The 19,293-nt window shown below is 73.1% G+C and carries 20 protein-coding genes; 12 read left to right on the forward strand and 8 right to left on the reverse strand.

Annotation, left to right across the window (positions count from 1 at the left end; genetic code table 11):
• The first annotated feature begins 10 nt into the window (after window positions 1–10).
• From pstA to phoB, 4 genes are all read left to right on the forward strand, one after another.
• The gene (gene pstA / locus ACX9MN_RS13475) at window positions 11–901 is read left to right on the forward strand and encodes a phosphate ABC transporter permease PstA (RefSeq protein ID WP_354456103.1); all 891 of its coding nucleotides are present in this window, start codon (window positions 11–13) and stop codon (window positions 899–901) included.
• Window positions 902–923: 22 nt separating this feature from the next.
• Window positions 924–1,739 (forward strand): phosphate ABC transporter ATP-binding protein PstB, encoded by an 816-nt coding sequence (pstB, locus tag ACX9MN_RS13480; protein ID WP_020094141.1) that lies wholly within the window; start codon window positions 924–926, stop codon window positions 1,737–1,739.
• 109 nt (window positions 1,740–1,848) lie between these two features.
• Window positions 1,849–2,568 carry a phosphate signaling complex protein PhoU gene (gene phoU / locus ACX9MN_RS13485; RefSeq protein WP_020094142.1) on the forward strand — a complete coding sequence of 240 codons (720 nt, stop codon included), beginning with the start codon at window positions 1,849–1,851 and terminating at the stop codon, window positions 2,566–2,568.
• A 122-nt stretch (window positions 2,569–2,690) separates the two neighbouring features.
• Complete coding sequence (phoB, locus tag ACX9MN_RS13490) at window positions 2,691–3,386, forward strand: phosphate regulon transcriptional regulator PhoB (protein WP_042671704.1); 696 nt, start codon at window positions 2,691–2,693, stop codon at window positions 3,384–3,386.
• 114 nt (window positions 3,387–3,500) lie between these two features.
• On the opposite strand, the gene ACX9MN_RS13495 is transcribed toward phoB, so the two are convergent.
• Window positions 3,501–5,657: a protein-disulfide reductase DsbD family protein gene (locus ACX9MN_RS13495; protein WP_489724691.1), complete on the reverse strand. Its 2,157-nt coding sequence runs from the start codon at window positions 5,655–5,657 to the stop codon at window positions 3,501–3,503.
• Between the two features lie 137 nt (window positions 5,658–5,794).
• The gene (locus ACX9MN_RS13500) at window positions 5,795–7,633 is read right to left on the reverse strand and encodes an aminopeptidase P family protein (RefSeq protein ID WP_489724692.1); all 1,839 of its coding nucleotides are present in this window, start codon (window positions 7,631–7,633) and stop codon (window positions 5,795–5,797) included.
• A gap of 198 nt (window positions 7,634–7,831) precedes the next feature.
• On the opposite strand from ACX9MN_RS13500, the gene ACX9MN_RS13505 reads away from it, so the two are divergent.
• Complete coding sequence (locus ACX9MN_RS13505) at window positions 7,832–8,026, forward strand: hypothetical protein (RefSeq protein WP_244492334.1); 195 nt, start codon at window positions 7,832–7,834, stop codon at window positions 8,024–8,026.
• Here ACX9MN_RS13505 and rmf read toward each other — a convergent pair whose 3' ends face one another.
• Both rmf and ACX9MN_RS13515 read right to left on the reverse strand, forming a co-directional pair.
• Window positions 8,027–8,215, reverse strand: a complete 189-nt coding sequence (gene rmf / locus ACX9MN_RS13510) for a ribosome modulation factor (protein WP_489724693.1) — start codon at window positions 8,213–8,215, stop codon at window positions 8,027–8,029.
• Between the two features lie 50 nt (window positions 8,216–8,265).
• Window positions 8,266–9,186, reverse strand: a complete 921-nt coding sequence (locus ACX9MN_RS13515; protein WP_489724694.1) for a 50S ribosomal protein L11 methyltransferase — start codon at window positions 9,184–9,186, stop codon at window positions 8,266–8,268.
• A gap of 291 nt (window positions 9,187–9,477) precedes the next feature.
• Between ACX9MN_RS13515 and ACX9MN_RS13520 the strand changes: the two genes are divergently transcribed.
• The 4 genes from ACX9MN_RS13520 (at window position 9,478) to modB (ending at window position 11,607) form a co-directional block, all read left to right on the forward strand.
• The gene (locus ACX9MN_RS13520) at window positions 9,478–9,621 is read left to right on the forward strand and encodes a hypothetical protein (RefSeq protein WP_020094149.1); all 144 of its coding nucleotides are present in this window, start codon (window positions 9,478–9,480) and stop codon (window positions 9,619–9,621) included.
• A gap of 213 nt (window positions 9,622–9,834) precedes the next feature.
• Entirely contained in the window at window positions 9,835–9,975 is a 141-nt protein-coding gene (locus ACX9MN_RS13525; protein WP_234082796.1) for a hypothetical protein, read from the forward strand.
• 108 nt (window positions 9,976–10,083) lie between these two features.
• Window positions 10,084–10,899, forward strand: coding sequence for a molybdate ABC transporter substrate-binding protein (gene modA, locus ACX9MN_RS13530; RefSeq protein WP_489724695.1), 816 nt, complete (start codon window positions 10,084–10,086; stop codon window positions 10,897–10,899).
• 15 nt (window positions 10,900–10,914) lie between these two features.
• A complete protein-coding gene (gene modB, locus ACX9MN_RS13535; protein WP_489724696.1) occupies window positions 10,915–11,607 on the forward strand; it encodes a molybdate ABC transporter permease subunit in 693 nt (230 codons plus the stop codon).
• A 30-nt stretch (window positions 11,608–11,637) separates the two neighbouring features.
• On the opposite strand, the gene ACX9MN_RS13540 is transcribed toward modB, so the two are convergent.
• Window positions 11,638–12,294, reverse strand: a complete 657-nt coding sequence (locus ACX9MN_RS13540; protein WP_489724697.1) for a glutathione S-transferase — start codon at window positions 12,292–12,294, stop codon at window positions 11,638–11,640.
• 62 nt (window positions 12,295–12,356) lie between these two features.
• Here ACX9MN_RS13540 and modC point away from each other — a divergent pair, with 62 nt between their 5' ends.
• The 3 genes from modC (at window position 12,357) to ACX9MN_RS13555 (ending at window position 15,713) form a co-directional block, all read left to right on the forward strand.
• Entirely contained in the window at window positions 12,357–13,460 is a 1,104-nt protein-coding gene (gene modC / locus ACX9MN_RS13545) for a molybdenum ABC transporter ATP-binding protein (protein WP_447693868.1), read from the forward strand.
• Window positions 13,461–13,701: 241 nt separating this feature from the next.
• Window positions 13,702–14,079: a TadE/TadG family type IV pilus assembly protein gene (locus tag ACX9MN_RS13550; protein WP_244539964.1), complete on the forward strand. Its 378-nt coding sequence runs from the start codon at window positions 13,702–13,704 to the stop codon at window positions 14,077–14,079.
• Window positions 14,076–15,713, forward strand: coding sequence for a TadG family pilus assembly protein (locus tag ACX9MN_RS13555; RefSeq protein ID WP_091927085.1), 1,638 nt, complete (start codon window positions 14,076–14,078; stop codon window positions 15,711–15,713). Before ACX9MN_RS13550 ends, ACX9MN_RS13555 begins: the two co-directional genes overlap by 4 nt.
• 49 nt (window positions 15,714–15,762) lie before the next feature.
• Here the strand turns inward: ACX9MN_RS13555 and ACX9MN_RS13560 are convergent, their stop codons facing one another.
• The 3 genes from ACX9MN_RS13560 to ACX9MN_RS13570 all read right to left on the reverse strand — a co-directional run bounded on the left by ACX9MN_RS13560 (window position 15,763) and on the right by ACX9MN_RS13570 (window position 19,258).
• A complete protein-coding gene (locus tag ACX9MN_RS13560) occupies window positions 15,763–16,353 on the reverse strand; it encodes a PAS domain-containing protein (RefSeq protein ID WP_020094157.1) in 591 nt (196 codons plus the stop codon).
• 470 nt (window positions 16,354–16,823) lie between these two features.
• Window positions 16,824–17,984, reverse strand: coding sequence for a M20 aminoacylase family protein (locus ACX9MN_RS13565; RefSeq protein WP_056534002.1), 1,161 nt, complete (start codon window positions 17,982–17,984; stop codon window positions 16,824–16,826).
• The gene (locus ACX9MN_RS13570; protein ID WP_091927082.1) at window positions 17,981–19,258 is read right to left on the reverse strand and encodes a GNAT family N-acetyltransferase; all 1,278 of its coding nucleotides are present in this window, start codon (window positions 19,256–19,258) and stop codon (window positions 17,981–17,983) included. The genes ACX9MN_RS13565 and ACX9MN_RS13570 overlap by 4 nt, the downstream gene beginning before the upstream one ends.
• Between the last annotated feature and the right edge of the window lie 35 nt (window positions 19,259–19,293).

A 19,293-nucleotide genomic window follows, 5' to 3' on the forward strand; every position in this document is an offset into this window, starting at 1 on the left:
AGCACGCGCGATGGTTTCCTCCAGCACGATCGCCGCCACCGCCCAGCGCCGCCCCGGCCGGGTCCGCCAGGGGCGCCGCGTCGCCGACCGGACCCTGCGCGTCGCCTGCGCCGCCGCGACGGTGGTCGGCGCCCTGGTTCTCGGCTCGATCCTGGTGATGCTAATCGTCCAGGGCGTGCGCGGCTTCACGCCGACCCTGTTCACCAACCCGACCCCGGGCCCGGGCTCCGAGGGCGGCGGCATCGCCAACGCCATCCTGGGCAGCCTCGTGCTGACCGGGATCGGCATCCTGATCGCGACGCCGGTCGGCGTCATGGCCGGGACCTTCCTGGCCGAGTACGGGCGCGGCTCGAAGCTGGCGGCCCTGATCCGCTTCCTCAACGACGTCCTGCTCTCGGCGCCGTCGATCCTGATCGGCCTGTTCGTCTACACGCTGATGGTGCGGCCGATGGGCACCTACTCGGGCTGGGCCGGCGGCGTGGCGCTGGCGATCATCGCCGTGCCGGTGATCGTTCGCACTACCGAGGACATGCTGCGCCTCGTGCCCGGCACCCTGCGGGAGGCCGGCGCGGCGCTCGGCGCGCCGCCCTCGACGGTGATCATGAGCGTGACCTGGCGGGCGGCCTCGGCCGGCATCGTCACCGGCATCATCCTGGCCCTCGCCCGCATCGCCGGCGAGACCGCGCCGCTGCTGTTCACCGCGCTCAACAACAATTCTTGGTTCTCGGCCAACCTGATGGGCGGCGTCGCGAACCTGCCGGTGATGATCTACCAGTTCGCCCTCTCGCCCTACCCGAACTGGCAGGGCCTGGCCTGGGCGGGCGCGCTCCTGATCACCACCACCATCCTGGCGCTGTCGATCATCGCGCGCCTCGTGATCAAGCCGCAGGCCTCGCGCTGAGCCCCCTTTCGAGGACACGACGATGAACGCCGCCTCCGCGATCCCGACGGTCGAGCTGAACCGCAACCGCGCCGAAGAGGGCGGCCCCGTGCGGATCGCCGTCAAGGACCTGAACTTCTACTACGGCAGCTTCCACGGGTTGAAGGACGTCAACCTCAACTTCCACGACCGGCAGGTGACGGCGCTGATCGGCCCCTCGGGCTGCGGCAAGTCCACCCTGCTGCGCTGCTTCAACCGGATCTACAGCCTCTACCCGGAGCAGCGGGCGGAGGGCGAGATCCTGCTCGACGGCGAGAACATCCTCAGCCCCTCCGTCGACCTGAACGAGCTGCGCTCGCGCATCGGCATGGTGTTTCAGAAGCCGACGCCGTTCCCGATGTCGATCTACGACAACGTGGCCTTCGGCCTGCGCCTCTACGAGAAGCTGCCGAAATCCGAGCTCGACGGCCGGATCGAGGAATCCCTGCGCAAGGCCGCCCTCTGGGACGAGGTGAAGGACAAGCTCCGGCAGCCCGGGACCGGCCTGTCGGGCGGCCAGCAGCAGCGCCTGTGCATCGCCCGGACGGTGGCGCAGAAGCCGGAGGTGATCCTGTTCGACGAGCCGACCTCGGCCCTCGACCCGATCTCGACCGGCCGCATCGAGGAGCTGATCGAGCAGCTGCGCGACGAGTTCACCATCGTGATCGTCACCCACAACATGCAGCAGGCGGCGCGCATCTCGCAGTTCACCGCCTTCATGTATCTGGGGCAGCTCGTCGAGTTCGGTCCGACCAACCGGATGTTCATGAACCCGACGGAACGCCGCACGCAGGACTACATCACCGGCCGCTTCGGCTAGTCTGCCGGGCCGCTCCGGTCCCGGGACCGCCGCTCGCGTCTCCGGCGCCCCGGCGGGTCCCGCAAGCCTCCCGGAGGGCCGTCCCCGGGACCCCATCGAAGGATCTGCCATGCCCGGCCATATCGTCACCTCCTACGACACCGACCTGGAGAACCTGCGTCGCTCGATCTCGGAGATGGGCGGCGTCGCCGAGAAGATGACCGCGGAGGCGACCGACGCCCTCGTGCGTCGGGACGACACGCTCGCCCAGGCGGTGATCCTCGCCGACAAGCGGCTCGACGCGCTGCAGCGGGACATCGAGGAGCGCGCCGTGCTGCTGATCGCCCGCCGCCAGCCCCTGGCCATCGACCTGCGCGAGACCATCTCGGCGATCCGCGTCTCCGGCGATCTGGAGCGGATCGGCGACCTCGCCAAGAACGTCGCCAAGCGCGTGGTGGCGATCTCCGACCAGGCGCCGGCCCAGAAGATCGTGCTCGGCGTGCGCCACATGAGCGACCTCGCCGAGGGTCAGCTGAAGGACGTGCTCGACGCCTACGGGAGCCGCGACGTCCAGGCGGCCCACGACGTCTGGGAGCGCGACGGCGAGATCGACGCCCTGTACAATTCCCTGTTCCGCGAGCTCCTGACCTACATGATGGAGGATCCGCGCAACATCTCGTTCTGCACGCATCTCCTGTTCTGCGCGAAGAACGTCGAGCGCATCGGCGACCACACCACCAACATCGCCGAGACGATCCACTACCTCGCCACGGGCGAGACGCTGGCGGGTGACCGGCCGAAGAACGACGCGTCGAACTACGCGACCGTGGACGGCGTGCAGGCGCCGTGAGGCGCCGACCCCGGCGCCTTCCTGTGGGCGCGGCCGGGGTCACTCTCCGTGCGGGTTGAGGCGGGGCGGCGCCTCCTGCACCATCCGGGGACCGCCCGCAGAACGAGTCTTCGAACGTGAGCATGCAAGTCCTGATCGTCGAGGACGAGGAGGCCCTGAGCACGCTGCTCCGCTACAACCTGGAGGCCGAGGGCTTCCTGGTGGATTCGGCGGCGCGCGGCGACGACGCCGAGCTGCTCCTCGCGGAGCGGATCCCGGACCTCGTCCTGCTCGACTGGATGCTGCCCGGCCTCTCGGGGATCGAGCTGTGCCGCCGGATCCGGGCGCGCCGGGAGACCGAGCGCCTGCCGGTGATCATGCTCACCGCCCGGGGCGAGGAGGGCGACCGCGTCCGCGGGCTCGGCACGGGCGCCGACGACTACATCGTCAAGCCGTTCTCGGTCCCGGAGCTGCTGGCCCGGATCCGCGCGCTCCTGCGCCGGGCCAAGCCCGCCCACGTCTCGGACCGGCTGGCGGCCGGCGACCTGGAACTCGACCGCACCGGCCACCGCGTCCGCCGCGGCGGCGAGGAGCTGCATCTGGGCCCCACGGAGTTCCGGCTCCTGGAATTCCTGATGCTGGCGCCGGGCCGGGTCTTCTCCCGCGAGCAGCTCCTCGACGGGGTGTGGGGCCACGACGTCTACATCGACGAGCGCACCGTCGACGTCCATGTCGGGCGGCTGCGCAAGGCGCTGAACGGCCCGCGCCAGACCGACCCGATCCGCACGGTCCGGGGCTCGGGCTACGCCTTCGACGAGACCTTCTCGCTGGAGGCCTGAGGCGGCCTCACGGGCCGTCCGGATAGGACTTCGCTCCGGCGCGCCGTCATCGCGAGCGGAGCGAAGACGGTGGGACGGGCCCGCGAAGATTCGCGCGTCCCGGCCTCCAGGGACTCAGCGCGCCAGCGCCGCGCTCCGGCCCGAGGCGGCCGGCACCGCCTCCAGCGCCGCCAGGACCGTCCCCTCGGTGAGGATCTGCGGCAGCACCTGGGACTCTCCCGTCCCGGTATAGAGCAGGTAGAGCGGGACGCCGCTGCGCCCGTGCTTCTCCAGGAGGCGGGTGATCTCGGGGTTCTGGTTGGTCCAGTCGCCCTTCATGTAGGTCACGCCGCGCTCGGCCATCGCGGCCCGCACGGCCTTGGTGTTGAGCGAGGTCGCCTCGTTGACCGCGCAGGTGATGCACCACGCGGCGGTCATGTCCACGAAGACGGGGCGGTGCGCGTCGACCAGGGCGTCGAGGCGCGCCTGCGTGAACGGCTCGATCCCGTCGGCGGCGGCCTGCGCGGCCGGCGCGGCGCGGTCCCGGGGCAGGGTGACGGCGAGGGCCCCGACGGCGATCAGCGCCAGCGCGGCGGCGGCCTGCGCGACCCGGCCGGCCCGCGGCGGGGCGGCGCGGCCGTGCTCCCAGGCCCAGGCGGCGAAGCCCACGAGGACGAGGCCGATCAGCGCCGCCAGCAGCCCGCGCGGGTCGACCTGCTGCGCCAGCACCCAGATCAGCCACGCCACGGTGGCGTAGACCGGGAAGGCCAGCACCTGCTTGAGGGTCTCCATCCAGGCGCCCGGCCGCGGCAGCGCCCGCAGGGCCGGCGGCCAGAGGGTCAGGAGCAGGAAGGGCAGGGCGAGGCCGAGGCCGAGGCTCGCGAAGACGGCGAGCGCCACGCCGGCGCTCTGGGTCAGCGCGAAGCCCACCGCCGAGCCCATGAACGGCGCCGTGCAAGGCGTCGCCACCAGGGTCGCGAGCACGCCGGTGAAGAACGAGCCGCTCAGGCCGCCGCGCCGGGTGAGGCCGTCGCCGAGGCCGGCGAGCCGGCCGCCGACATGGACCGCGCCCGAGAGGCTCAGGCCCATCGCGAACAGCAGGTAGGCGAGCCCCGCCACGATGGCGGGCGACTGGAGCTGGAACCCCCAGCCGATCGCGGCCCCGCCGCTCTTCAGGCCGATCAGCGCGGCGGCGAGCGCCAGGAAGCTCGCCAGGACGCCGGCCGTGTAGGCGAGGCCGTGGAGCCGCAGCCGGGCCGGCCCCTCGCCCGCGTGCCGCACGAGGCCGAGCACCTTGATCGACAGGACCGGGAAGACGCAGGGCATCAGATTGAGGATCAGGCCGCCGAGGAAGGCGAAGGCCGCGGCGGTCGCCAGCGTCAGCGCGTCGAAGTCGGCGGCGGCCGGCGCGGTCGCGGGCGGCGCGGTCGCGGCCGGCGCCGCGGCGGCCGGGAGGACCGGCTCGTCGCCGTACGCGAAGGCGAGCCGGCGGGTCCCGGCGGCGTCGACCTCCTCGACCGTCAGGACGCCGGGCAGCGCGGCAGGCACCGGGTCGGTCGGGCTGCTCCGGGCGAGGGTCAGGTGCAGGCCGGTCTCGTCGACGGTCATCACCTGCGCGGCGGCGTTGTCGATCGCGGTCTCGGCGTAGGGGAAGTACGCGGCGTTCCGGACCGCCTCGGGCTTGAGGCCGGCCGCGGCGAAATCGAGGCGCAGGGTGTCGCCCTGGCTCGACAGGCTCAGGGGCCAGAGCGCCGGCACGGGGAGCGCGGCGCGGGCGCGGGCGAACAGCGCGGCGTTGGCCGGGTCCGGCTCGGCCTTGCCGACCGACAGTGTCAGGGCGAGATCGGCCGAGCCGGGCACGCACTCGGTCTCGCAGACGAGGTAAGTCAGCTTGGCCTGGATCCGCACCGGGTCGGCCGGGTCGAGGCTCGGCGGCGGCGTCACCGGGACGAGGAGCGTGACCTCGCCCTCGTAGCCGTAGTTCATGAGGGTCGCGATCGGGATGCGCTCCGGCGCCGGCCACCGGATCGCGCCGGCGTTGAAGCCGGCCGGCAGGGTCCAGGTCACCTCCGGGGGCAGGCCGGAATCGCCCGGGTTGCGCCAGTAGACGTGCCAGCCGGGCTTGACCTGCATCCGCACCGCCAGCGTGAAGAGCTGCGCGCCGGCAACGGCGGCCGGCTCGGCCACGAGGCTCGCGCGCACGAGGTCCGCGGGCGTGCGGAACCCCTGTGCCGCGGCGGCCGAGAGGCTCGCGGCGAGGGCCAGGATCAGGAGGGCGAGGCGGCGGATCATGCTGTCCCTTCGCGCGCGGGGCGGTCGCGGTTTCACGCGCGGCGTGTCGGGCTCGGCGCGGGCGTTTCCATGGCGTCCGGTCTTACCATGGCGTCGGGTCTTACCATGGACCGCGTCCGGGATCCCCTGCGGCCGGCTCACCCCTCGAGCGGCGCCGTCGCCCGCTCGAGCCAGTCGCGCGTCGCGGTGTCGAGCCCGGGCGCCAGGGTCTCACGGACCCTCGCATGATAGGCGTCGATCCAGGCCCGCTCCCCGGGTTCGAGCAGGTCCGGCCGGATCAGCCGGCGGTCGTAGGGAGCGAGCGTCAGCGTCTCGAAGCCGAGCATCGGGCGCTCCCCGCCCGCGATCGCGCGGGCCTCGACCAGGACGAGGTTCTCGATCCGGATGCCGTAGGCGCCGCGGGCGTAGTAGCCCGGCTCGTTCGACAGGATCATGCCGGGCTCGAGCGCCACCGTGCCGGTCTTGGCGATCCGCTGCGGCCCCTCGTGCACCGACAGGAAGGCGCCGACGCCGTGACCGGTGCCGTGGTCGAAGTCGAGGCCCGCCTGCCAGAGCGGTGCCCGCGCGAAGGCGTCGATCTGGGCGCCGGTCGTGCCGACCGGGAACACCGCCCGGGCGATGGCGACGTGCCCCTTCAGCACCCGCGTGAACCGGTCGCGCATCTCCGGGCTCGGCGCGCCGACCGCGACCGTCCGGGTGATGTCGGTGGTGCCGTCCGGGTACTGCGCTCCCGAATCGATCAGGAACAGCTCGCCCGACTGGACCGCCCGGTCCGTAGCGCGGCTCACCCGGTAGTGGACGATCGCGCCGTTCGGTCCGGAACCCGAGATCGTGGGGAACGAGACCTCGCGCAGGTCGCCGCCGGCGGCCCGGAAATCCTCCAGGGCCTCGACGGCGGCGATCTCGGTGAGGCCGCCGGCCACGGCCGCACCGTCGAGCCAGGCGAGGAAGCGCACGACGCTCGCCCCGTCCCGGACATGGGCCGCGCGGGCGCCCGCGATCTCGGCGGCGTTCTTGACCGCCTTCATGCCGGTGATCGGGTCCTTGCCGACATCGGCCGTGCCGCCGGCGGCCTCGATCTTCTCCTTCAGGGCGACGGCGCCGGTCGCGGCGTCGAGGCGGACGCGCACGCCCGCCAGGGATGCCAGCCCGTCGTCCAGCTCCGCCCGCGGCAGGATCTCGGCGATCGGCGCGAGTGCGGCCCGCAAGGCCGGATCGACGTTCGGCGAGACGAGGAACAGCCGGGCCAGCCCCTCGCGCGGCAGGATGGCGTAGCCCAGCGCCAGGGGCGTATGGGCGACGTCGGACCCGCGCAGGTTGAAGGCCCAGGCCAGATTGTGCGGGTCGGAGATCACCAGGGCATCGCAGCCGCCCTCGGCGAGCGCCGCCCGGATCCGGGCGAGCTTGTCGGCGGACGCCTCGCCGCACAGCGCGTCCGGGTGGACCACCACCGGACCGGCCGGCGGCCGCGGCCGACCGGCCCAGACCGCGTCGACGAGGTTCGGCACCGCCCGCACGGTCCCGCCGGCGCGGGTCACGGCCCGCTCCAGGCGCGCCAGACCGTCCGGGGTGTGCAGCCAGGGATCGTAGCCGAGCACCTGATCCCGCCGCAGGTTGGCCCCGACCCAGGCCTCCGGCGTCGATTCGGCGAGCGGCACCACCGTGACGAGGCCAGTATCGACCTGCTCGGGCGCCTGCAGGGTGTAGCGCCCGTCGACGACCAGCGCCGCGGAGTCCATCAGGATGACGGCCGTCCCGGCCGAGCCGGTGAAGCCCGTGAGCCAGGCCAGCCGCTCGGCGTCGGCGGGAACGTATTCCGACTGGTGCTCGTCGGCCCGCGGCACGACGAAGCCGTCGAGCCCGGTCTCGCGCAAGGCGGCCCGCAGCGCCTCGATCCGCTCGGCACCCTTCCGGTGGCTCGGGTCGTCGAAGCTCTGGAAGCGCTGGCGCTGTCGGGACGGACGGGTCTCGGTCATGCGGCGAGCCTAGCGCCCGCCGCTCCCGCGTCGCAACACCCTGTTGTCATGAGAAAGAGGTTGGTCAGAGGTCGGTTGCGGTGCTTAAAGATCGTTAGCAATCTTATCACGCCGCGGATTCTCGCTTATTACTCAGACATGCCACGCCGCGTTTACTACCGGATCAGCGACAGACCCGACGGCCGCTTCGACGCCGTCGTGACGATCGAGCCCGACACGGTCGTCCGCCGCGACGGCTTCGATTCGCTCGCCGAACTCGAAGAGTGGATCGACGGCCTGCGCGCGCTGATGGCGGCGCTCGGCGCGCCGGTGTCGCAGGCGGACGCACCGGGGTCGCCGGCCGAGACCGCAGGCGCTCCGGACCGGCCGGGCCGGCTGCGCACCGCGCGCTGATCAGCCGTTCGTGATCGGCAGGTCCGGCGCCCGGTCCGCGGGTGCCCCATCGTAGCCCTCGATCCAAGCCCGGCGCGCGGGCGAGTCGGCCGGATAGGGGCAGGCATCCTTGGGCCGCCCCTGCGCCCGGGCGCGGGCGCCCTCGGCGATGGGGTCAGCGGGCGGATCGTGGAGCGGCGTCTGGCTCATGGCCGGACAACACGCCGGCGCGCGGGGAGTTCGGGGCGATGCCGCGCGGGTCAGCGCCGCGGACGCTGCGCCGCGCCGCCGCGCGTCAGGACCAGGGCGACCCACCCCTCGATCACGCCGCGGCGCACGAGGGAGAAACCCTGGAGGCGGTAGGCGGAGAGCACGCCCGGCACGTCGCGCTCGATCAGGCCGGACAGGACCAGCACGCCCTCGGTGGCGACGACCCGCGCCAGGGTCGGGGCGAGGAGCCTGAGCGGCCGAGCCAGGATGTTGGCGAAGACGAGATCGAAATGGCGCGGCCGGTCGGCGAGGCGGTGGCGGACCCCGGGCCCCTCGTAGAGCTTGAGATAGGGGCCGAGCCCGTTGGCGCGGGCGTTCTCGCGGGCCGTGCGCACGGCCTCCGCGTCGAGGTCGCCGGCCACCACGGGCTGACGCAGGGCCTTGGCGGCCGCGAAGGCGAGGATCCCGGTTCCCGTGCCGACATCGAGGACGTGGACCGGGCGCCGGCGCTTGAGTTCCGAGACCAGGGCGCGGAGGCAGCCCAGCGTCGTTCCGTGATGCCCGGTCCCGAAGGCGAGGGCGGCCTCGATCTCGATGGCCAGATCGTTGCCCCGGACATGATCGCGGTCGTGCGAGCCGTGGACGAGGAACCGGCCGGCCCGGACCGGCTTCAGGCCCTCCAGCGACGCGCGCACCCAGTCCTGCTGCGCGATGGTGCGGAACTCCGCCGCGTCGGCCGCGTCGCCGATGACCGGTCGGATGAGCTCGCGGACGTACTCCTCGTCGGGCGCGTCCGCGAAGTAGGCCTCAAGCCGCCACGTGCGCCCGTCCTCGTCCTCGAAGGCCGCCACCGCGGTCTCCGTGGGATCGAACATCTCGCCGAGGAGGTCGGTCATCGCGCGGGCTGAGCGTTCGTCGGTCAGCAGACGCAGGACGTGGGACGGGCGATGGGGCGGCAGGCCTTCGAGCATGGTGCCCGGCTGTAACGCCGGGGCGCGCCGCAGCCCAGGGGCTGGCGCGAAAAAATCCGGGCCCGGCAAGGGTGGGGCCGCGGGGCGGGGCGGCGGAGCGGACCGGCGGCCCCGCCCGTTGTTGCCTGACGGTCACAAGCGCCAATACTTATCTTCTGCGCGACTCAAACCAGTGTCCACAGCCATCGCGTGTGCTTAAACAATCTCGGCTTACCCAAGGCCGGACCCTCAACTCGGGCGCGCCGCACTTCCCGGAGCGGCGCGCCTGTTTTGACAGACGATCGTGCTGCCATGACCGCGCCTCTCCTCATCAGCGTCGCCTTCGCGGCCGTGACCGCGGGCGCCGCCACGCTCTGGGCCTTGCTGGTCGCGAACGGCATGAACGGCATGCCGGAGGCGCGCCCAACCGAGCGGCACGACATCCGGACCTGGTGACGGCGCGACACCGATTCGCGCGAGCGGGCGCCCAGGAATGAGGCAGGTTGTTCGCGCGTTAACCAAATGATGTACGGCAGCTGCGGAACTGGCCGACTTGCGCGGCGTTTTTGCCGGCTTTTTACGTGAATCACGATTGAGCAGGGTGCGTACAGCGTGACCAAGTCCCGGCGTTCCGGCCCCCGTGGGCCCGTGGTCGTCAACGGTGCGGCCGTGCCTGCCCGACCACGCGAGCGGATCTTCGGCGGTCCCGCACCGGACGGGCCGCTCCCGGGCCATCTCCTCGTCCTGCTGAGCCGCCTCCACCGGGCCGAGGCCGAGCCCAAGGACCGGCCGGAGGCCAAGCTCGGCTGACGCGCGGTCACCCGGGTCGGCCGGGCCTTGGCCGTCCGCCCGCGCGCGCCTATGATCCCCGTCGTTCCCCGCCGTATATAGCGGGTCGCGACCGGAGAGATCTGCGTGATGCCCCTGACTCGACGGATCCTGGTCGCCTGCGCGCTCGCGGCGCTGGTCCTCGCGCCGACCGACAGGGCCGCTCGGGCGGACGAGCCGGTCGTCGTGTTCGCGGCCGCGAGCCTCAAGAACGCCCTCGACGACGCCGCGGCAGCCTGGACGAAGGCGACCGGCAAGACCGCGCGGATCTCCTACGCCGGCTCGAACGCCCTCGCGAAGCAGATCGAGGCGGGGGCGCCGGCGGACCTGTTCATCTCGGCCGACCTCGCGTGGATGGATTACGTCGACCGGGCCGGGCTGCTGAAGGCCGGCTCGCGGATCGACCTCCTGCGCAACGCCCTGGTGCTGATCGCCCCGGGGCCGAAGGACAGCGCGGCGGATCCGCAGGTGGCCCTGGCGCCGAACCTCGGCACCACGCTGACGCAAATCCTCGGCGGCGGGCGGCTGGCGATGGCGACGATCGACGCCGTTCCCGCGGGCAAGTACGGCAAGGCCGCCCTGCAGAAGCTCGGCGCCTGGGACGCCGTGAAGGGGCAGGTCGCCCAGGCCGAGAACGTGCGCGCCGCCCTCCTGCTGGTCGCCCGGGGCGAGGCGCCGCTCGGCATCGTCTACGCCACCGACGCGGCCGCGGACCCGAGCGTCCACGTGGTGGCGACCTTCCCGGCCGACAGCCACCCGCCGATCGTCTATCCGGCGGCGGTGACCCGGGAGTCGCGCAACCCGGATGCCGGGACGCTGCTCGGCTACCTGCGCGGCCCGGAGGCCCGGGGCTCCTTCGAGCGCCAGGGCTTCACGGTGGTCGCGCAGCCCGGCGCCAGCCAGTAGCGGCGCGCCGCCCCCTTGCTCGGGCTCACGCCGGACGAGTGGACCGCCGTCGGCCTGAGCCTGCGGGTGGCGACGGTGGCGACGCTCGCGAGCCTCGTGCCCGGCCTCGCCGTGGCGTGGCTGCTGGCGCGGCGCCGGTTTCCCGGCCGCGCCCTGCTGGACGGGCTGGTCCACCTGCCGCTGATCCTGCCCCCGGTCGTGACCGGCTACCTGCTGCTGCTGGCCTTCGGCCGGCGCGGCCCGCTCGGCGCGCCCCTCGCCGAGATCGGCGTGGTCTTCTCCTTCCGCTGGACCGGGGCGGCGCTGGCCTGCGCGGTGATGGGCTTCCCGCTCATGGTGCGGGCGATGCGGCTGTCGATCGAGGCCGTGGACCGGCGCCTGGAGCAGGCGGCCGGGACGCTGGGCGCGAACCCCTTCGCGGTGTTCCTGACGATCACGCTGCCGCTCAGCCTGCCCGGGTGCCTCGCGGGCGCCGTGCTGGCCTTCGCCAAGGCGATGGGGGAGTTCGGCGCGACCATCACGTTCGTCTCGAACATCCCCGGCGAGACCCAGACCCTGCCGTCGGCGATCTACACGCTGACGCAGGCTCCGGGCGGGGAGGGGCCGGCCCTGCGCCTCACCCTGATCTCGATCGCGCTGTCGGTCGCGGCCCTGCTGGTGTCGGAATTCCTGGCGCGGCGGGCCGGTGGGCGCCTGGGGGCGGGCTGAATGGCGACCGATCCGGGGCGGGACGCCCGCTCAGGCATACGCGTAGGGCCCGCCCTGCTGCAGGGCCCTCTGGTAGGCCGGACGGGCGTGGATGCGCGCGAGCCAGTCCGCGACGCGCGGGCCCGCGCCCGTGCCGCGCGCCGCGAAGGCCTCCAGCGGGAAGCTCATCAGGATGTCGGCCGCGGTGAAATCGGCGCCGCAGAAATACGGGCGGCCGGCGAGTTCCGTCTCCCAGAAGGCCGCGTGCCGGCGCAGGTCCGGATCGACGAAGCCCCGCAGCACCGTGTCGGCGATCCGCCGGACGAGGGGCCGCAGCGGCCAGGGACTGCCCGGCGCCAGCCGCCCGAAGACCAGCTTCAGCAGCAGCGGCGGCATCGCCGAGCCCTCGGCGTAGTGCGACCAGTAGATGTAGCGCCGCCGCTCCTCCGTCCCGGGCCCGGGCACCAGCCGCGCGCCGGCCAGATCCGTCAGGTAGGCGACGATCGCGCCGGTCTCGGCGACCACCGTCCCGCCGTCGGTGATCACCGGCGCCTTGCCCAGCGGGTGGACGGCCAGGAGTTCAGGGGGCGCGCGCAGGGTCCGCGGATCGCGGGCGTGGCGGATCACGCGGTAGGGCAGCTCCAGTTCCTCCAGCAGCCAGAGCACGCGCTGCGAGCGGCTGTTCTCGAGGTGGTGGACCGTGATCATCGCGGGCAAGTCCGGGCCGGCGCCGGGACGCGCCGGGGCTCCTGTTACGCGAGTCTGTCCGCGTGAGCATCCAGGTCGACGTTCAGCTCCGGCGCGGCGCCTTCGCGCTCGCTGCCGCCTTCGAGGCCGGGCCGGGGCTGACCGCCCTGTTCGGGCGCTCGGGCTCGGGGAAGACCACGCTGATCGACCTGATCGCCGGCCTCGCGCGGCCGGACCGGGGCCGGATCGTCGTCGGCGGCACCCCGTGGGTCGACACCGCGTCCGGCCTGGTGCTGCCGTCGCACCGGCGCCAGGTCGGCGTGGTGTTCCAGGACGCGCGGCTGTTCCCGCATCTCAGCGTCCGGACCAATCTCGGCTACGGCCGGGTCTTCGCGCGGCGCCGCGCCGACCCGGCGGCCTTCGCGGCCGTGACCGACATGCTCGGCATCGACCATCTCCTCGACCGGCGGCCCGCGGGTCTCTCGGGCGGCGAGCGCCAGCGGGTGGCGATCGGCCGAGCGCTGCTGGCGAGGCCGCGCCTCCTGCTGATGGACGAGCCCCTGGCGGCCCTGGACGAGGCCCGCAAGGCCGAGATCCTTCCCTACATCGAGCGCCTGCGCGACGAGGCCGGCGTGCCGATCCTCTACGTCAGCCACGCCGTCTCCGAGGTGGCCCGGCTCGCCAACACGGTGATCGTGCTGGAGGCCGGGCGGGTGGCCGCCGCCGGCCCCGCGGAGACGATCCTGCGCCGCGCCGATCTCGTGCCGATCCACGAGGCCGAGGCCGGCGCGCTCCTCGACATGGTCGTCGAGGCCCTCGACGCCGCCACCGGGCTCACGCGCCTGACGGGCGCCGCCGGGAGCCTGCTGGTGCCGGGCCTGTCGCGCCCGGCCGGGACGCGGCTGCGGGTGCGCATCCCCGCCCGCGACGTGCTCGTCGCCACCGAGCCTCCCCGCGGCCTCAGCGCCCGCAACGTGCTGGCCGGCCGGATCTGCGGCCTGACGGCCGCGGGCGCCGAGACGGCGGTGGAGATCGACTGCAACGGCGCCCGTCTTGTGGCGCGCGTGACCGGCGCGGCCGTCCGCGAACTCGGCCTCGCCCCGGGGCGCGAGGTCCACGCCATCGTCAAGAGCGCGTCCTTCGATCCGGCGGGGATCGGCCTGCTGCGGCCTCCGCGGGCGATCTGAGACCGCGATGCGGCTCGGCGCGACGAGCCGGTCGAGCCCGGGAGGCACACCCGGGACGCGAACCACTCGCTTTGGTTGTAAAATTGAGCATTAAAACAACCATTAGTTAGAACATCGCCGCCACGATGGATCGTGCAGTGGTCGTGCTGCGCGAGTCGCGGAGGGCGATGCGATGGGCATGCGGCGCTTGCGCCGGCGGAGTGCGCCGAACGGGTGGACCTGCCGGCGCGGCAGTTCCGCGGTGGAGTTCGCCCTCGTGGCGCCCGTGCTGTTCCTGCTCTTCGCCGGGATCGCGGTGTTCGGGATCTGCCTCGGCGCCGCCCACAACCTCCGCCAGATCGCCGCCGAGGCGGCCCGCGCCTCTGTGGCCGGCGTCACGGATGCCGAGCGCGCGAATCTCGCCCAGTCCATGGTGAATCGGAGCCTGAGCGCCGGCGCGATGTTCCGGCCGGGCAGCATCGTCGTGCAGGTCGGGCCGGATCCCAGCGACGCGACGGTGTACACGGTCACCGTCACCCTCGACGCCAACACGCTCGGCATCAACGCCTTCGCGCGCCTGCTGCCGATGCTCCCGACCGTGCTGCGCAGCACCGTCAGCGTCCGGAAGGGCGGCCTGTGATCGGCCGGGGCGGGCGCCTGCGCCGCTTCGGGGCCGCGCGCGGCGGCAACGTCGCGATCCTGGTGGCGCTCGGCAGCGCGATGCTGATGGGGGCGGGCGCGGTCGGGATCGATCTCGGCCTGGTCTTCCAGGCGCGGCGCAAGGCGCAGGGGGCGGTGGACATCGCCGCCATGCTGGCGGCCGTCGATCCGAGCCAGGCCGACACGGTCGCCCGCCGCTCCCTCGGCGACAACGGCTACGGCGCGGCGACCGCCACGGTCGCGCCCGGCAGCTACGACGCGAGCACCAAGGGCGTCGCCCCGGGCGGCCGGTTCAGCGCCGGCGGCAGCCCGGCGAACGCGGTGCGGGTCGGCCTCGCGACCTCGGTCCCGGTGACCTTCGGCCGGGCGATCGGCCTGCCCGCCGCGGTGCCGCTGCGGGTGACCGGCACCGCCGCGAGCGCGCAATTCGCCGCCTTCACGATCGGGTCCGGCACGCTGAAGCTCGACGGCGGCATCGCCAACGCCCTGCTCGGCGCGCTGCTCGGGGCCAAGCTGTCGCTCAGCGTCAGCGACTACGATGCCCTGGCCAGCGCCCGCGTCGACGGGCTGCGCGTCCTCGACGCCCTCGGGGCGAGCCTCAACATGCAGGCCGCGAACTACACCGACATCGTTCAGGCGAATGCCAGCGTCGGTCAGATGCTGATGGCGCTCCGGGTCGCCGCGGCGGACAACGGCAGCGCGGTGTCGGCCCTGTCGGGGATCCTCAACGCCCTGCCGAATGCCGGAAACCTCGTCGCGATCGGCCAGGTGGACGGGCTCGGCGACGCCGCCGCGCTGGCGCCGCCGCGGGGCTTCGCCGGCCCCTCGCTCAACGTGCTGAACCTGCTGGGCGCGGCCGCCTCTCTGGCGAACGGCCAGAATCAGGTGGCGATCGATCTCGGAGCCACGGTGCCCGGCCTGCTCTCGACGCGCCTGACCCTGGCGATCGGAGAGCGCAAGCGCAGCTCCGGCTGGGTCCGGCCGGGCAGCCGGAACGCCACCGTGCAGACGGCGCAGACCCGGCTGCTGATCGAGACCACCGTCACGGCGCTCGGGCTCGGAACCATCACCCTGCCGGTCTACGCGGAGGTGGCACCGGCGCAGGCGACCCTGCGGTCGCTCAGCTGCGCCGGGTCCGGCGGACGCAAGGTCACCCTCGACGCGCAGACGGGACTGGCGACGCTGGCGATCGCGCAGGTGCCGCGCACCGCGATCAACGGGGGCAGCGCGAGCCCCGACCTGTCGCAGCCCGCGCCCCTGGTCACGGTGCTCGGGATCACCGTCTCCGGGCGCGCCCTGGCGACGCTCGGCACCGGGTCGCAGACCCTCGTGTTCTCGGACGCGGACATCGCCAACCACACGGTGCGCACGGTCGCCTCGGGCAACCTCACCCAGTCGCTCACCGGCAGCCTGCTGCGCAATCTCGTGCTGAGCGTCGGCGACGTCGGCGTGCCGCCGCTGATCCAGTCGACCCTGACGACCGCCCTGGGCACCGTGACGCCGGGTGTCGACCTCGTGCTCGACACCGTCCTGCGCAGCCTCGGCCTGCGTCTGGGCTACGCCGACCTCGAGGTCGACGGCACCCTCTGCAACCAGGCCGTGCTGGTGCAGTGAGCCGGGCCGGACGGCCCGGCAGAGCCCCGACAGGACGCGGCAGCCCCGCTCAGTGGCCGCCGCGGCGCGCACCGGTCGTGGAGGCCTTGGCGATGCGCCGTCCGAGGTGCAGCAGCAGCATGTCGATCAGGAGTTGAAGCTCGGAATCCGCCACCCCCTCCAGGGCGTCGCGGCATTCGAGAGCGCGGTCGACCGCCTGGGTGAGCGCGTCCGCGGGCTCGGGCATCGCGCGCGTCGCCGACGGCTCGTCGGTCACGTCGATGATGACACCGTGCCCGAGGCGCCGGCTCGAGGCGCCCGGCGGGATCCGGCCGCGATCGAGGATCCGGCGGACCTGCCCCGAGGGCGACAGCGTCCGGTACTCCGCCACGAACAGGCCGCCGCGCTCGCGCAGAGCCTTGAACTGCCGCACCACGGCCGGCCGATCCTCGGGATGGACGCAGGCCTTGGCGACCGAGAGCGGGAGGGGGCGCCCGGCGAGCCCGGCATCCCCGGCCAGCACCTCGGCGGCGCCGGCATCGAGGACGCACCGCTCGGCGCGCGGCGACCACGACCACGCGCCGATGATCCCGGAGGCGTCGAGGGCGGCCGAGAGGTCGACCGGCCGAGGGCGGGGGCCCTGGATTGCGTCGGCCATCATGGGCGAACTCCGGTTCCAGCGCGCACCGTGCCCGCCTTCGTCGGAGACATACAACCGCTGATGGAATTAATGAGCAGTTAACTCAACTCGATAGCCCGTGAAGCATCAACGGCATTCCCCTGCGCGGACGGCGGAATCCCGATCGTCGGGCCGCCGGGCCGCGCCGATCGGGGCCGGGATCGACCCGCTCAGGTTGCAATCGCGGTCGCGCCTCAGCCGAGCTGCGTGAGCAGCGTGAAGGCGCCGAAAATCAGGACCGCCCCCACCGAGGCGGCGAGCAGGATGAGCGCCGCGCGCGATTCCCGCATCTCCGGTGACATGGCGCCCTCCCTTCGCGGCCCGCGTTGGCTCGCGGGCGAGTTCCGTCAGGATTCGCACCGGCCGGCCGCGCTGTCGACGGCCGATCGGGCTCGCGCGGCGACATCGCCCGCCATCCGGAAAGTCCCGGAGGGCGGGGACGGCGCCCGGCGTCAGGCCGCGGTGCGGCGCTCGACCATCCGCGCCAGGAAGGCGCTGCCGATCGGGATGATCGAGTCGTCGAAGTTGTAGCCGGCATTGTGCAGGCCGGGCCCCGGATTGGCGCCGAGCCAGACATAGGCGCCGGGGACCGCCATGGTCATGTCGGCGAAGTCCTCGCTGCCCATCTTGGGCACGACGTTCGACTCGACCTTGTCGGCGCCCAGGAGCTCGGTGGCGACCTCCGTGGCGGCGGCCGCCTGCGCGGGGGCGTTCTCCAGGACGGAGAACACGTCCTGCAGGTCGACCGTGACCTCGGCGCCGTAGGCCGCGCCGAAGCCGGCCGCCAGCTCGCGCATGCGGGTTCCGGCGAGCGCCCGGATCTCCTTGTCGAAGGTGCGGATCGTGCCGGCGAGATGGGCCGTCTCGGGGATCACGTTGTAGGCGGAGCCCGCCTCGATCCGGGTGATCGACAGGACGATGGACTTCAGCGGGTCGGCGTTGCGCGACACGATCGACTGGAGCGCCTGGGCGAGGCCGGTGGCGATGATGATCGGGTCGACGCCCCGGTGCGGCTGGGCGGCGTGGATGCCCTTGCCGCGGATGTGGATGTCGAAGAAGTCCGCCGCCGCCATGATCGGCCCCGGCCGGAGCTTGATCATGCCGTGGCCGCCGCCGGGCTGGTTGTGCAGGCCGTAGATCTCGTCGCAGGGGAAGCGCTCGAACAGGCCGTCCTTCAGCATGGCCCGGGCGCCGCCGCGGCCCTCCTCGGCCGGCTGGAACACGAACACCGCGGTGCCGTCGAAATCGCGGGTCTCGGCGAGGTAGCGCGCCGCGCCGACCAGCATGGTCGTGTGCCCGTCATGGCCGCAGGCGTGCATCTTGCCCGCGTAGGTCGAGCGATAGGGAAGGTTGGTCTCCTCCTCGATGGGCAGCGCGTCCATGTCGGCGCGCAGCCCGATGCGCTTGCCGTTGTCGGTGCGGCCCTTGAGCAGGCCCACCACCCCGGTGCCGCCGACGCCGCGATGCACCTCGCAGCCGAACGTCTCGAGGAGGTCGGCCACGATGCCGGCGGTGCGCACCTCCTCGAAGCCGAGCTCCGGATGGGCGTGCAGGTCGCGGCGCAGGGCCGTCAGCTCGTCGGCGTAGGTCTTGATGCGGTCGATCGGGCTCATGGCTCGGAACTCTCGGGGGGGGAGGTGTTGGGGGACGAGGCGTCGGGGGGCGTCGCGCAGGCGTCGCCCGCGTCCGCGCGCCGGAACGGCGTCAGCGTGTCGAGGACGTCGACCGCCTCGGCGACGTGGGCGCGCTCCCGCTGCAAGTAATCGGCCACCGCCCGGCGCAGCGCCGGGTCGGCGATGTCGTGGGCCGAGTGCATCAGGACCGGCCGGTAGCCGCGGGCGAGCTTGTGCTCGCCCTGGGCACCCGCCTCGACCCGCTTCAGGCCCCGGGCGATCGCGAAGTCGATCGCCTGATAGTAGCAGATCTCGAAATGCAGGAAGGGGTGGTCCTCGATGCAGCCCCAGTTGCGCCCGTAGAGCGCGGTATCGCCGATGAGGTTGATCGCCCCCGCGATGTAGGCGTCCCCGCGCTTCGCCATCACGAGGAGCACCCGGTCGGCCATGCGCTCGGACAGGAGCGAGAAGAACCGGCGGTTGAGGTAGGGCCGCCCCCACTTCCGCGAGCCCGTGTCCATGTAGAAGGCGTAGAACGCGTCCCAGTGGGCCTCGGTGATGGCCGCGCCGGTCAGGTGCTCCACGGTGATGCCCGGCGCCAGGGCGTCGCGGCGCTCCTTGCGGATGGTCTTGCGCTTGCGCGAGGCGAGGGCGGACAGGAAGTCGTCGAAGGTCGCGTAGCCGTCGTTCTGCCAGTGGAACTGCTGGTCGGTGCGCTGCAGGAAGCCGGCCGCGCCGGCCCGCTCCCACTCCGCCTCGCGCATGAAGGTGACGTGGATCGAGGAGGCCTTGGTCTCGCCCCGCAAGGCCCGCAGGCCCGCGACGAGGCCGGCCGTGGCCTCGTCGGGATCGGCCCCCGGGGCGATCAGGAAGCGCGGCCCGGTCACCGGCGTGAACGGCACGCTGACCTGGAGCTTGGGGTAGTAGGCGCCGCCGGCCCGCTCGTAGGCGTCGGCCCAGCCGTGGTCGAAGACGTACTCGCCCTGGCTGTGCGATTTCAAGTAGCAGGGCGCGACGCCGAGGCGGACGCCGTCGCGCTCGACCGAGACGTGGAGCGGCAGCCAGCCGGTCCTGCGCGAGACGCAGCCCGAATCCTCCAGCGCCGACAGGAAAGCGTGCGACAGGAAGGGGTTGTGGGTCTCGTCGCCCGCCGCCAGGGTCTCGGGCGAGAAGGCGCAGGCATCCCATTCCGCCGCGCCGATCTCCTTCAATCCGGGAAGCGCCCGCACGGTCAGTGCGGCGGTCTCCGGCGTCGGCCCGGGTGCTTGCTTCATGGGCCGGACTCTAGCCCCTGACCGGCCGGGGGCAA

This window comes from Methylobacterium sp. 1A (genome assembly GCF_058072805.1).

Coding starts and splice junctions, on each gene's coding strand:
- ACX9MN_RS13540 (WP_489724697.1), bottom strand. CDS start 12,294: ATGATCACGGTCCACCACCTCGAGAACAGCCGCTCGCAGCGCGTGCTC.
- phoU (WP_020094142.1), top strand. CDS start 1,849: ATGCCCGGCCATATCGTCACCTCCTACGACACCGACCTGGAGAACCTG.
- ACX9MN_RS13500 (WP_489724692.1), bottom strand. CDS start 7,633: ATGACCGAGACCCGTCCGTCCCGACAGCGCCAGCGCTTCCAGAGCTTC.
- pstB (WP_020094141.1), top strand. CDS start 924: ATGAACGCCGCCTCCGCGATCCCGACGGTCGAGCTGAACCGCAACCGC.
- ACX9MN_RS13565 (WP_056534002.1), bottom strand. CDS start 17,984: ATGAGCCCGATCGACCGCATCAAGACCTACGCCGACGAGCTGACGGCC.
- ACX9MN_RS13560 (WP_020094157.1), bottom strand. CDS start 16,353: ATGATGGCCGACGCAATCCAGGGCCCCCGCCCTCGGCCGGTCGACCTC.
- ACX9MN_RS13495 (WP_489724691.1), bottom strand. CDS start 5,657: ATGATCCGCCGCCTCGCCCTCCTGATCCTGGCCCTCGCCGCGAGCCTC.
- modA (WP_489724695.1), top strand. CDS start 10,084: ATGCCCCTGACTCGACGGATCCTGGTCGCCTGCGCGCTCGCGGCGCTG.
- rmf (WP_489724693.1), bottom strand. CDS start 8,215: ATGAGCCAGACGCCGCTCCACGATCCGCCCGCTGACCCCATCGCCGAG.
- ACX9MN_RS13515 (WP_489724694.1), bottom strand. CDS start 9,186: ATGCTCGAAGGCCTGCCGCCCCATCGCCCGTCCCACGTCCTGCGTCTG.
- pstA (WP_354456103.1), top strand. CDS start 11: ATGGTTTCCTCCAGCACGATCGCCGCCACCGCCCAGCGCCGCCCCGGC.
- ACX9MN_RS13570 (WP_091927082.1), bottom strand. CDS start 19,258: ATGAAGCAAGCACCCGGGCCGACGCCGGAGACCGCCGCACTGACCGTG.
- phoB (WP_042671704.1), top strand. CDS start 2,691: ATGCAAGTCCTGATCGTCGAGGACGAGGAGGCCCTGAGCACGCTGCTC.
- ACX9MN_RS13520 (WP_020094149.1), top strand. CDS start 9,478: ATGACCGCGCCTCTCCTCATCAGCGTCGCCTTCGCGGCCGTGACCGCG.